The organism is Novosphingobium barchaimii LL02 (genome assembly GCF_001046635.1).
In the GTDB taxonomy this organism is placed as follows: Bacteria; Pseudomonadota; Alphaproteobacteria; order Sphingomonadales; family Sphingomonadaceae; genus Novosphingobium; species Novosphingobium barchaimii.
The window spans coordinates 1,212,152-1,224,377 of the sequence record NZ_KQ130452.1; the positions used below are offsets into that span (position 1 = coordinate 1,212,152).

The 12,226-nt window shown below is 65.4% G+C and carries 8 protein-coding genes; 1 reads left to right on the forward strand and 7 read right to left on the reverse strand.

Going from position 1 to position 12,226, the window contains the following annotated elements:
- Positions 1-57: 57 nt before the first annotated feature.
- From ligA to V474_RS05980, 6 genes are all read right to left on the reverse strand, one after another.
- Entirely contained in the window at positions 58-2,220 is a 2,163-nt protein-coding gene (gene ligA, locus V474_RS05960; RefSeq protein ID WP_059150540.1) for an NAD-dependent DNA ligase LigA, read from the reverse strand.
- Between the two features lie 76 nt (positions 2,221-2,296).
- Entirely contained in the window at positions 2,297-2,947 is a 651-nt protein-coding gene (locus V474_RS05965) for a hypothetical protein (protein ID WP_059150811.1), read from the reverse strand.
- A 28-nt stretch (positions 2,948-2,975) separates the two neighbouring features.
- The gene (gene recN / locus V474_RS05970) at positions 2,976-4,637 is read right to left on the reverse strand and encodes a DNA repair protein RecN (RefSeq protein ID WP_059150541.1); all 1,662 of its coding nucleotides are present in this window, start codon (positions 4,635-4,637) and stop codon (positions 2,976-2,978) included.
- Between the two features lie 36 nt (positions 4,638-4,673).
- On the reverse strand, positions 4,674-4,889 hold the full coding sequence (locus V474_RS25470) for a hypothetical protein (RefSeq protein WP_148649283.1): 216 nt from the start codon (positions 4,887-4,889) through the stop codon (positions 4,674-4,676).
- Positions 4,890-5,050: 161 nt separating this feature from the next.
- Complete coding sequence (locus V474_RS05975) at positions 5,051-7,582, reverse strand: TonB-dependent receptor (protein ID WP_059150542.1); 2,532 nt, start codon at positions 7,580-7,582, stop codon at positions 5,051-5,053.
- An 863-nt stretch (positions 7,583-8,445) separates the two neighbouring features.
- Positions 8,446-9,243, reverse strand: coding sequence for an outer membrane protein assembly factor BamD (locus V474_RS05980; RefSeq protein WP_059150543.1), 798 nt, complete (start codon positions 9,241-9,243; stop codon positions 8,446-8,448).
- 191 nt (positions 9,244-9,434) lie between these two features.
- Here V474_RS05980 and V474_RS05985 point away from each other — a divergent pair, with 191 nt between their 5' ends.
- Positions 9,435-11,213, forward strand: a complete 1,779-nt coding sequence (locus V474_RS05985; RefSeq protein ID WP_059150544.1) for a cation:proton antiporter domain-containing protein — start codon at positions 9,435-9,437, stop codon at positions 11,211-11,213.
- Between the two features lie 34 nt (positions 11,214-11,247).
- On the opposite strand, the gene V474_RS05990 is transcribed toward V474_RS05985, so the two are convergent.
- Positions 11,248-12,171: a glutaminase gene (locus V474_RS05990; RefSeq protein ID WP_269085128.1), complete on the reverse strand. Its 924-nt coding sequence runs from the start codon at positions 12,169-12,171 to the stop codon at positions 11,248-11,250.
- Positions 12,172-12,226: the final 55 nt, after the last annotated feature.

Sequence of the window (12,226 nt, forward strand, 5' to 3'; positions counted from 1 at the left end):
AGCCGCAAGCCCCAGGGCTTGCGGCTCGATTGCGTCACCTTCCCCGTATCCTGCGCGCTATCCGGCTGCCTTGACGATCTCGGCCCAGGCCGCCTCGTCGATCACCGCTATGCCCAGTTCGGCCGCCTTCTTCAGCTTCGATCCCGCGCCCGGCCCGGCGACGATCAGGTCGGTCTTGGCCGAGACGGTCCCCGCCGCCTTCGCGCCCAGCCGCTCGGCCTGCGCCTTGGCCTCGTCGCGGCTCATCGTCTCCAGCTTGCCGGTGAACACCACGGTCTTGCCGGAGACCTCGCTGGCCTGGGTTTCCACCACATAATCGGGCGGCGAGACTTCGCTGAGCAGATCGTCCCAGACAGCGCGGTTGTGGTCTTCATGAAAGAAGTCCCCCAGCGCCTTGACCACCACCGGGCCGACCCCGTCGATCGAGATCAGTTCGGAATAAGCCTCGCTGGCGGCCACCACCGCCTCCTCACCCTCTTTGACGTGGGCCTGTTCGGCCAGCGCGCGCAGGGCCGGGAGCGTGGTAAAACGCTTCATCAGGTCGCGCGCGGTGACTACGCCGACGTGCCGGATGCCAAGCCCGAACAGCAGCCGCGCGGCATCGGGGCGCCGCTTGGTTTCCACAGCTGCCAACAGGTTGTCCACAGACTTGTCCTTCCACCCGTCCAGCGCCAGAATATCCTCGCGGCGTTTGCGCAGGCGGAAGATGTCGGCGGGGCTTTCCAACCAGCCTTTGGCGAAGAACTCGTCGATGGTCTTGTCGCCCAGCCCTTCCATGTCGAGCGCGGTGCGGCTGACGAAGTGCTTCAGGCGCTCGGTGCGCTGGGCCGGGCAGATCAGGCCCCCGGTGCAGCGCACGTCGACCTCGCCTTCTCCGGCGACGGCTTCGGAGTGGCACTGCGGGCAATGATCCGGGAACGCGAAGGCGGGGCGATCCTCGTCGCGGCTGAGGTTGTCCACCACTTGCGGGATCACGTCCCCCGCGCGCTGCAGCACCACCCGGTCGCCCGGCCTTACGCCAAGACGCGCGATTTCATCGCGGTTGTGCAGCGTGACGTTGGTGACGGTGACGCCGCCGACCAGCACCGGCTTCAGGCGCCCCACCGGGGTCAGCTTGCCGGTGCGCCCCACCTGGATGTCGATCGATTCGAGCACCGTTTCCGCGCGCTCGGCGGGGAACTTGTGGGCCAGCGCCCAGCGCGGCGCCTTGGCGACGAAGCCCAGACGCTGCTGCAGGTCGAGCCGGTCCACCTTGTAGACCACCCCGTCGATCTCGAAAGGCAGAGCCGCGCGGCCGTCGCGAATGGCGCGGTAGGCGGCCAGCATTTCCTCGACCGACCCGCACCGCCGAAACTGCGGCGAAACCGGCAGTCCCCACGATTCGATGCGGCGCACGACTTCGTGCTGGCTGGCCCCCGGCACATGGCTGGCCGCGCCCCAGCCGTGAGCCCAGAACCGCAAGGGGCGCTTCGCCGTGACCGAGGCGTCCTTCTGGCGCAGCGATCCGGCGGCGGCATTGCGCGGATTGGCGAACTGGCGGACCTTGGACCCGGCATCGCCATCGTCGAACGCCTCGCCCTTGGCCTCGGCAGCGGCGCGCGCCTCGTCCATCAACTGGGTGTTGAGCGCCAGGAACGCGCCCTTCTCCATGTAGACTTCGCCGCGCACCTCAAACACGTCCGGGATATCGTCGCCCTTCAGTTCCTGCACGATGTCCGGGATATGCGCGACATTGGCGGTGACGTCCTCGCCCACCTGCCCGTCGCCGCGCGTGGCCGCGCGCACCAGCTTGCCCTTTTCATAGCGCAGCGAGCACGAAAGGCCGTCGATCTTGTCCTCCGCCGTGAAGGCCACCGGCTCATCGGCGGAAAGCGACAGGAACCGCCGCACGCGGGCGACGAATTCGGCCACTTCCTCGTCGGTGAAGGCATTGTCGAGGCTCATCATGCGAACCTCGTGCGGCACCTTGCCCAGCGGCGAGGCGGCGATTTCATGGCCGACCTTGTTGGTCGGACTGTCGGGCCGCATGAGGTGAGGATAGGCCGCTTCCAGCGCGGCGTTGCGCCGCACCAGCGCATCGTAATCGGCGTCGGAGATGTCCGGCGCGTCCTCGGCATGGTAGAGGCGGTTCGCACGGTTGATCTGACGCGCCAGGCGCATCAGTTCATTGGCGGCTTCGGCTTCACTGGGAAGGCCGGTCGGAATCTGGCTGTCCATCATGCCGCTTATTAAGCCAGCACGGCGCGAATTGGGACTGATTCGTCCCCGCTTTTCGCCCCGCTTTTTGGCCCGCCTGTCAGAAGGTAACGCGCGGCGGCGGCGGATGTTTGTCGAACGCTTCGGCGGCATAAGGCCCATCGCGCGAAACCCAGTGCAGGAACAGGTGTGCGGACCAGGCGTTCGGATTGCCCGTCGTCCGCCCGTGGTGATGGTGTACGCCCTGATAAAGCACCGCATCGCCCGCATTCATGTCGACCGCCTGTGCGCGCTCATCCTCGCGAAAAGCGGCGTCGGCGCGCTGGTACGGCTTTTCGGTGCGGGCGGGCGAGACTTCCAGCGCCCAGGGCCGGTCGTGCGAATAAGCCAGCGTCAGCGACAGCGAATGCTCGCAGGCGAAACGGTCGCCGTGGACGCGGCAGATGTCGCCTTCGCGGTACAGGCGAAAGTACGAGTAGGACGGCAGCAGCGGCTCTCCCACCAGCGCCTCCACCGCCGGGGTCATGCCCCAGTGGAATGTCGCCATGGGCGGATAGTGGAAGCCGTAAAGCTCGCTGGCGGCGCGGGAAAGCAGCGGCCCTTCCTGCCTCAGCCGGTCCATGTGGACGCCCTGCCGCTCCAGATCGCCTTTCATCCGCGCCAGGAAACCATTGGCCACTTCGCGCGGCACGAAGCCGCGAAGTGCCGCGTAACCATCCCTGCGATAGGCGTTGGCAAGATCCTGGGTCATGGCCGATCCTTCGAAATTCACGCGCGGCTCAGGCCTGAAGAAGCCTGTCCGCCTGGGCGCGCGCCTCATCCGTCACTTGCGCGCCGGAGAGCATCCTTGCGATCTCCTCCTTGCGCTCGGCATCCGTAAGCGGCGTGACCGAGGTGCGCGTGACCGTACCCTGGCTCGACTTGGCGATCATGTAGTGCCGGTCCCCGCGCGCCGCGACCTGCGGGGAGTGGGTGACCGCCAGCAACTGCCCGCTGGAGGCGAGCCGCGACAGACGCTCGCCAATGGCATCGGCCACCGCGCCGCCCACGCCCCGGTCGATCTCGTCGAAGATCACCGTCGCCGCGCCGCCCTCTTCCGCCAGCGCCACCTTGAGCGCGAGGATGAAGCGCGACAGTTCGCCGCCGCTGGCGATCTTGCCCAGCGGGGCGAAATCGGCGCCGGGGTTAGTGCTGATGAGGAATTCCACAGCGTCCGTGCCGGTGGCGCCCCAGCGTTCCTCAGGCAGGCGCAAAACCGAGGTGCGGAAGCGCGCGGCGTCAAGCTTGAGAGGCGCGAGTTCGCCCGCCACCGCCACGTCCAGCCGCTTGGCGGCGGCGCGGCGCAGATCGTGGAGCGCGCCGGCTTTTTCCCGGTAGACGAGCGCGCCCTTCTGCGCCGCCTTTTCCAGTTCGACGATATGTTCGTTGCCGCCCTCGATATCGTCGAGCGCGGCGCGCATCTCGGCCATCTTCGCGGGGAGATCGTCGACCTGGCAGCTATGCTTGCGGGCGGCGGCGCGCAGTTCAAACAGGCGGGTCTCGATCCGGTCGAGTTCGGCGGGATCGAAGGCCAGCGCATCGGCGGCGCGGCCCAGCGCGTCCTCGGTCTCGCTCGCCTCGATCACGGCGCGGTCCAGCGAGGCGGCGGCTTCGGCCAGAAGTTCGTGTTCGCCGGCAATGTGGTCGAGCCGGCGCGAGGCGCTGCGCAAGGCGGCCAGCGCCGAATTGGAACCGGTCCACAAATGCTGGAGCGCGGCCAGATCGTCCGCCAGCTTTTCGCCCTTCTGCATCTGGGCGCGGGCCGAGGCGAGTTCGTCTTCCTCGCCCAATTCGGGGGCGATGGTGGTCAGTTCGGCGAGATGCGCGAGCAGCAGGTCCTGATCCTCGGCAGCGCGGGCAACGCGGCTGCGGGCTAGGTCGAGCGCGTCCTGCGCGGCGCGCCAGTCCTTCCACGCAGCTTCCACCCACGCGACTTCACCGCCGGCGAATCGATCCAGCAAAGCGCGGTGGCCGCGCGCGTTGACGAGGCCGCGGTCATCGTGCTGGCCGTGGATTTCCACCAGCGCCGGTGCGATTTCGCGCAGCAGCGCCACGCCCACCGGCTGGTCGTTGAGGAAAGCCTTCGAGCCGCCATCCGCCTTGAGCTGGCGCTTGAGGATCAGCGGTTCGCCCGGCTCCAGTTCCAGCCCGGCGTCATCGATCGCCGCCAGTACCTGCGGCGCGAGCGCGGAAACGTCGAAGCTGGCGGTGACGTTCGCCTTCGCCTCGCCATTGCGGACAAGGCCGCTGTCCGCCCGATTGCCGAGGACCAGCCCCAGCGCGTCAAGCAGGATCGACTTGCCCGCACCGGTTTCGCCCGTGAGGACACCAAGACCGCGTGCGAAATCGAGATCGAGAGCCTCGATCAGCACGATGTTGCGAATGGAGAGCCGGCTGAGCATGTTCGCGGATCGTTCTAGCGGATGGAATTCCCGCCGTCACCCCGCTTCGCGCGTTACCCGGTGCGGTTTACCAAAAGGAGGCTTCGGACAGGAACTGCACCGAAGCCACAGGCCAAAGAAGATCGCGGCGATGGCGACGAGTTCGGCGGCCATGCCCGGCGCATACGCGGGGCGGGTTTCAATATCAGGAGAAAGGCAAGGGTCAGGCGAGAAATCGGGCTTCACACCCACGGCCGCAAATAAGGCCTTCACCCATCCGGCAAGCGGCGGTCAGGCTGCTGCCCGACCGCCGTTATACCGTTTCCGCCGCGCCCTTGAATGCGGCCTGAAGGCTTTTTCGCGCCTTTGAGAAATTACTCAAGTTTCACGCTGCAAACGATTTAGTCGCCTTTGGGGATCACCATTCGTCGCTCTCAGAAGTTGGACGACACCGTGAAGCCCCAGGTGCGCGGATCACCCGGCAGGCCGGCGATCAGGCCGGTGTTCCCCGGACCGACAAACAACTGCTCGAAGTAGTTCTGGTCGAAGGCGTTGCGCACCCAGCCATAGACGTTGAAGCCCGCCTCGGTGCGGAAGCCCGCGCGGAAGTTCGACAAGCTGTACCCGTCCACCCAGGTATAGGCCGAAGGCGATGGGTTGGACGAGAAGTTGGTGCGCACGCTGCCGTCGTAGCCCAGGTACGCCTCGCCTTCCTTGCCCAGGATGGTGGCCGGCACGTTGGCCTCCGCGCCGAACGAGAACGAGAATTTCGACACGCCCGGCAGGCGCTGGCCCGAGATGTCGCAGTTGGCCGGGCTGAGCGCGTTGGGAACCCCCGCAGCGCCGGGAGTCTGGGTGCCGGTCACCACGGTGCCGCCGGAAAGCTCGGGCGGGCACGGCGCATCGACGAACTTCCTGTAGGTCGCGTCGGTGTAAGCGCCGTTCACGTAAGCGTTGAAGCGCTCGCTCGGACGAACGGAGAAATCGGCCTCCACGCCCTGCGAACGTACTTCGCCGGCATTGGCGAGGTAACCGCGCAGCACCCCGTACTGGCCGTTGTTCACATTGGCCTGGTAGTTGGCGATGTCGGAGCGGAAGATCGAGAGGTTGAAGGTGACCCGGCGATCCCAGAACTGGGTCTTGATGCCTGCTTCGTAATGGTGGACCGATTCGGGCTTTACCGTGGCCGAGGCGAGGATCGGGTTATTCTGCGCATCGACCGGCACGCCGTTCTGGTTGATGCCGCCCGACTTGAAGCTCTTGGCATACGTCGCATAAAGCAGCACGTCCGGCGCCACCTTGTAGCTGGCGGTGAAGTCGTAGCTGAAGTTCCAGTCGCTGAACTCGGGCGAGATTTCCTGCGGGGTATAGATCGCCAGCTGAGCGGTCTTCACCGCGCTGGTCGGCCCGGTGAGCAGAAGCTCATTGCCCGCCCCGTCGAATACCCGGCGCTGATAGTACCCTTCCTTCTTGTCATAGTTCAGGCGCACGCCGGGCTGCAGGGTCAGTTCGGGCGTGATGTGCCAGCTGAGCTGACCGAACAGGGCCGCGCTGGTGTTCTTGAGATACTGCGTGTTGTAGGCGACGAGGCCGTTCAGCACCGAAGGATTGCAGGCCAGCTGGTTGGACGCGGTGGGGCCGCAGCCGGACGATCCCGGAGGCGCCGCCGTGTCGCTGCCGGGATTGATGCTCCAGCGGCTGGCGGCAGAGCCCTGAGATTCGGTGCCCTGGGTGTCGATGCGCTGGTAGAAACCGAAGGCGCCGACCACGAAGTCGAACTTGTCGGCGCTGTAATTGTAGCGCAGCTCCTGCGTGTACTGGTCCTGCTGCGAGGGGTTCTGCGACAGCGCGACGATCGGCAGGCCGGTGAAGTCACGGTCGTTCGACGGGTCCCAGTCCCAGAAACGCCAGGCGCTGACCGACGTGAGAGTGCCCTCGCCCAGTTCCCACTTCACCCGCAGCGAAGCGCCGCCGATCTTGTTCTTGGCCTTGAGCGGCGTATCCAGATCGGTCAGGCGGTCGAAGGGGTTGGTGCTGGGCGGTGCATAGCCCTGGGCTGCCGCCAGCGCCGCGAACTGCCGGTTGAGCGCGCGCTGGGTCAGCCCGGTACGAACGTAGACCGAGCCGCAGCAATTGGCGTCCTGCGTGCTGAAATCGCCCGCCAGTGTCACGTCGATGGTGCTTGTGGGCTTCCACAGCAATTGCCCGCGCACGCCGAGATTGTCCTGGCTCTGGATATGCTCGTCCGTGGTGACGTTGTAGATCGTGCCCTTGCGGCTGGTGGATGAAATCGCAAGGCGCGCCGCCAGCGTTTCGGACAGCGGGCCGGAAATCGCGGCCTTGGCCTGCTTGAAGTTGTAGTTGCCGACCGAAACCTCGGCCTTGCCCTCGAAATCAAAGGTCGGCTGGTTGGTGGTGATGTTGATGGCGCCGGCGGTGGTGTTCTTGCCGTAAAGCGTACCTTGCGGCCCGCGCAGCACTTCGACCTGGGCAACGTCCAGGAAATCGAACGTCGCCGAGGCAACCCGCGAGTTGTAAACGTCGTCGACGTAGATGCCCACGCCCTGCTCGATACCGTCGTTGGTCAGGCCGAACGGCACGCCGAGGCCGCGGATGTTGACGGCGGTGTTGCGCGGGTTCGATGAATAGAACTGCAGGGTCGGCGTGATCTGCTGCAAGCGGCCGACGTTGAACGAGCCGGTCGCGTCGATGTGCTCCCCGCCCACGACCGAGATCGCCAGAGGCACCTCCTGGCTCGATTCGTTGCGGCGGCGTGCGGTGACGACGATGTCGGCGCCCCGATCGCGCGCACCGGTCCCGATCGAGGTCGTGCCCTGATCGTCGTCTGCCGATGTGGCCGAAACCGCGTTGGCAGCGACATCTTCTGCATGGGCCGAAGGCAGGCCGATTGCGGCAGACGCCAGAATGGTGGTCGCAAAGAGACTGCTGCGGACGAACGAATGCATTGCTTCAAATCCTTTGTCAGGGAATTGAATGCATCCGGTGGTCCGGTATGCACGCTGGCCGGCCTGCCCCCTCACAGGACCGTCAGGTATCGATCGAGGTCGGCATGGGTCCGCTTCCTTGAAGGATGCGGATCACGCCCGGGCAGGCTTGCGGGAAGATCGGGTAGAGCCGGCGGCCCGAGCGGACCGCTGACACCCTCATATGATTTTCCTCCAGGCCGTTTCGCCTCTTGTTGAGCATCTCTAATCTCAACCGAATTAGTGGACAATAGATTTCAGCTATCAGGCGATAAAGCGAAACTGCTGCGCGATGAAAATGTATCGTGGCGGCGTAAGGCCAGCCCCTAAAAGGCTGGATCGTCCCGCAACCATTGACAATTATAACCTTATAGGTTATAAGGCGCTCCATCCACTGATCTGATGTACAAGGATCGGCGGCGTATCGGGTCGGCGCCGTGGGCCGGACGCGAGCGCAAGCCGTGGACCACGCCACCAGCGTCCGACCGGATCGGTTCATGATTCCCCCTGACCGGGGACATCCTCAGGTATCCGCAAACGGCCCGCCTCCCACGAAGAGGGGGCTTCCCGGATCACCTTTTCTGATCGGTGTGCTTTTGCGAGCCCGCGCCGCCGGTCAGAACCGATCCGTCAGGGCCGAGCCGGGCTGTAGCAGCCGCTATCCGGCCGTTCGCACCAAAGGCCGCCCTCCTCGCGTCCTTGCACAGGACGCCCCGACGCCGACCCGATGATCCTCTCGGTTTACGCGTTTTCCAGTGGCGTTATCCCGCACTCGCCAGCGGGCGCATTCGCATGTCCGGGAAACAAGTTCCTCCCCGAGCGTGGCTCAGAGAGGACTTTTCGCGTCAGGCCGCGACGTTCTTGGGCGCGTTCTTGCTCATCAGCTTGTACGCGCGGGCATACCACTCGCTGCCGGGATAGTTGCGTTCCAGCACGGCGGCCGCCTTCTGGGCTTCTTCCGGCACGCCAATCGCAAGGTAGCCTTCGACCAGGCGGAACAGCGCCTCGGGCGCGTGGCTGGTGGTCTGGAAGTTGTCGACCACGTTGCGGAAGCGCAGCGTCGCCGCGAGCCACTTGCCGCTATATTCGTAGGACCGGCCGATGGTCATTTCCTTGCCGGCAAGGTGATCGTTCACAAGGTCGATCTTGAGCTTGGCGTCGGAAGCGTAGGACGTGCCGGGGTAGCGGCGCATCACGTCGGTCAGGGCCTGCTTGGCCTGCTCGGTGGTTTTCTGGTCGCGCGTCACGTCGCTGATCTGTTCGTAATAGCAGATCGCGATCAGGTAGTAGGCGTAAGGCGCGTCCTTGTTGCCCGGGTGGATCGACAGGAAGCGCTGCGCCGACTGAATCGCCTTGTTGTAATCGCGAGCGGCATAGTAGCTGAACGCGCTCATCAACTGGGCACGGCGCGCCCAGGGCGAATACGGGTGCTGGCGCTCAACTTCGTCGAACAGCGCGGCGGCCTGCTTGGTGCGGCCGGTTTCAAGGCGCTGCTGGGCAGCGGCATAAAGCGTATCGACATCGCGGGCGACATAGGCGGTGTCGCGGTTCTTGCCTCCGCCACCCCCACAGCCTGCGGTCAGCACGATCGCGCCAGCGGCAGCGACAAGGAGGGCGGTCTTCAGGCGCGAACGTTCGAACATGGAGGGGTCTATAGCCAGCGCTTTGCTGAACGCCAAGTGAAGTTGCGCGCCTTGTACCGCTGCATTTGTCGCAGTGTGTAGGCAGCGCCGCCGACCACCGAAGGAAAAGGCGGAACAAAACGCCCGATGCGGCGCGATTTGCGCGCCGAGCGCCATTGCCTGCGCGCCTTTGCGTGCCCTACTGTCGGTCCATGTCAGGCAGCAGCGACCTCTATTCCCCCGTCATGTCCGATGCCCTGGTGATCCTGGGCGCGGCAGGCATCGTCATCCCGGTCTTCAACCGCTACCGCATCACCCCGGTCATCGGCTTCATCCTTGTGGGATTGCTGGTCGGCCCGTTCGGACTGGGGCGGCATGTATTCGATGTGCCCTGGCTGGCGTACTTCACGATCACCGACCCCGACGGGCTGGACCTTTTCGCGGAGTTCGGGATCATCCTGCTGCTGTTCTCGATCGGGCTTGAGCTGTCGTTCGCGCGCCTGTGGGACATGCGGCGCATGGTGTTCGGACTGGGTTCGCTGGAACTGCTCGTCATCGGCGGCTCGCTTACCTTCATCCTCGCCGCGATCGGGCAGAGTTTCGCGGGGGCGATGGCACTGGGCCTGGCGCTGGCACTGTCCTCGACGGCGCTGGTGCTAAAAATCACCGAGACCACCACGCCGGTGGGCCGTGCCGCCCTGGCCATGCTGCTGTTCGAGGATATCGCGCTGGTGCCGATCATCTTCCTGCTCGGCGCGCTGGCGCCCCATGCTGGCAGCGGTGTGGGCGAACTGCTCCACACCCTGATCTGGGGCACGGTGGTGATCGCCACGCTGCTGATCGCGGGCCGCTACCTGCTGCCCCCCCTGTTCGCCCAGGCCGCGCGCACCAAAAGCCCGGAACTGTTTCTCGCCGCCAGCCTGCTGGTGGTGATCCTCGCCTCGCTGGCGACGGCGGCGGTGGGCCTTTCCCCGATCGTGGGCGCGCTGGTTGCCGGCCTGCTCATCGCCGAAACCGAATATCACGCCGAGGTCGAGCAGATCATCGAGCCGTTCAAGGGCCTGGCGCTGGGCGTGTTCCTCATCACCATCGGCATGAGCATCGACCTTGCCGTGGTGTGGGAAAACCTCGGCTCGATCCTGATCGCGACGGTCGTGGTAATCGTGCTCAAGGCCGTGGTCACGGGGTTGATGCTGCGCATCATGGGCGCCCGGCGCGGTACCGCGACCGAGACCGGCATCCTCATGTCCAGCCCGTCGGAAACCACGCTGATCGTGCTGACGGCGGCCACTTCGGCGCAGTTGATCCAGCCCGGCACCGCGCAGTTCTGGCAGATCGTCACCGCGCTGGGCCTCACCATCACCCCCCTCCTCGCGCTGGGCGGCAAGATCATGGGCAAGCGCGTCGACGCCGGCGATGTCCCCCACCAGCCCGTGGAAGACGACGGCAAGCCGCGCACCCTGATCGTCGGGTTCGGGCGCATCGGCCACCTCGTCGCGGACATGCTGGCACATCACGGCCGTCCCTACCTCGCGGTGGACAGCGATACCGACCTGATCGCCGAGGGGCGCCGGCGCGGCTACAACGTGGCCTTCTGCGATGCCGGGCGCGGCGATGCCCTGCTGCGCCTCGGAGCAGGAGAAGCAGCAGCGGTGATCCTGACGATGGACGTGCCCGTCACCGCCCAGCGCATCGTCCGCAAATTGCGTCTGCAGTTCCCCGACTTGCCGATCCTCGCCCGCGCCCGCGACGCCGACCACGCCGCCCAACTCTACCGCGCAGGGGCGAGCTATGCCGTGCCCGAAACGCTCGAAAGTTCTCTCCAGCTTTCGGAAGCGGCGCTGGTGGAAACCGGCGTGGCGATGGGTCCGATCATCGCCTCGATCCACGAGAAGCGTGACGAATTCCGCGAAATGATCATGGAACGGGGCGGGCTTTCGGAAAAGCCCTCACTCAAATCAGGGCAACTGCGCGAAACGGAAAAAGCGTAAACCCCGGTACCATCGGACTAACGCAAGCCCCGCACTATTCCGCCCGCGGTTCGAACACCGACCACCCGGTACGCTGGACAAGCCGCTCCAGTGCCAGTTGCCCCAAATGCGAATTGCCTTCCTCGTTCAGCCCCGGTGACCACACCGCAATGCTGGCGATACCCGGCGCCACCGCCAGAATTCCGCCCCCCACGCCCGACTTGCCCGGCAGACCGATGCGAAACGCGAAGTCGCCCGAGTTGTCGTAATGCCCACAGGACATCATCAGCGCATTGATGCGCCGAGCCCGGCTTTCGGTAATGATCCGGTGGCCTTCGCTCCGGCCGCCATCCATCAGGAAACGCCCCGCCAGAGCCAGTTGCCGGCAACTCATCGCCAGCGCGCAAAAGTGAAAATACGTCCCGAGCACCATGCCGACATCGCCGTGGATATTGCCGAACGCGCGCATGTAATTGGCCAGCGCCATATTCCGAAAGCCGGTGTCCTGCTCGGCCTGCGCCACGGTTTCGTCGATGCGGATCGTATCGTCACCCGCCAGTTCGCGCACGAAGCGCAGCATCTGCGCGATCGCCTCGCGCGGCTGCAGCCGCCCCAGCAGCACATCGCACACGACGATGGCCCCTGCGTTGATGAAAGGATTGCGCGGAATGCCTTGCTCGGTTTCAAGCTGGACGATCGAATTGAAGGCACTGCCCGAAGGTTCGCGCCCCACCCGGCTCCACAACTGGTCGCCCACGGCGCCCAGCGCCAGCGTCAGCGCAAAGACCTTGGAAACCGACTGGATCGAAAACGCCTCTTCGGCATCGCCCGAGGTATGGACGGTGCCGTCCGCCATCACCACCGCCAGCCCGAACTTGTCAGCGGGCACCGAGGCCAGCGGCGGAATATAGCTGGCAACGGTACCGCGATGCTGCGCACCGTGCATCTCTGCGGCGATTTCGGTGACGATTTCGGCGATCGACGGCTTATGCACCTGTAATCCCCCACCTGCCCGGCCCAGCGCCTGCAGTAGC

What these genes read in the sequence shown, in the direction of transcription:
- V474_RS05985 (WP_059150544.1), top strand. Translation starts at nt 9,435, where the DNA reads ATGTCAGGCAGCAGCGACCTCTATTCCCCCGTCATGTCCGATGCCCTG.
- recN (WP_059150541.1), bottom strand. Translation starts at nt 4,637, where the DNA reads ATGCTCAGCCGGCTCTCCATTCGCAACATCGTGCTGATCGAGGCTCTC.
- V474_RS05965 (WP_059150811.1), bottom strand. Translation starts at nt 2,947, where the DNA reads ATGACCCAGGATCTTGCCAACGCCTATCGCAGGGATGGTTACGCGGCA.
- V474_RS05975 (WP_059150542.1), bottom strand. Translation starts at nt 7,582, where the DNA reads ATGCATTCGTTCGTCCGCAGCAGTCTCTTTGCGACCACCATTCTGGCG.
- V474_RS05980 (WP_059150543.1), bottom strand. Translation starts at nt 9,243, where the DNA reads ATGTTCGAACGTTCGCGCCTGAAGACCGCCCTCCTTGTCGCTGCCGCT.
- ligA (WP_059150540.1), bottom strand. Translation starts at nt 2,220, where the DNA reads ATGATGGACAGCCAGATTCCGACCGGCCTTCCCAGTGAAGCCGAAGCC.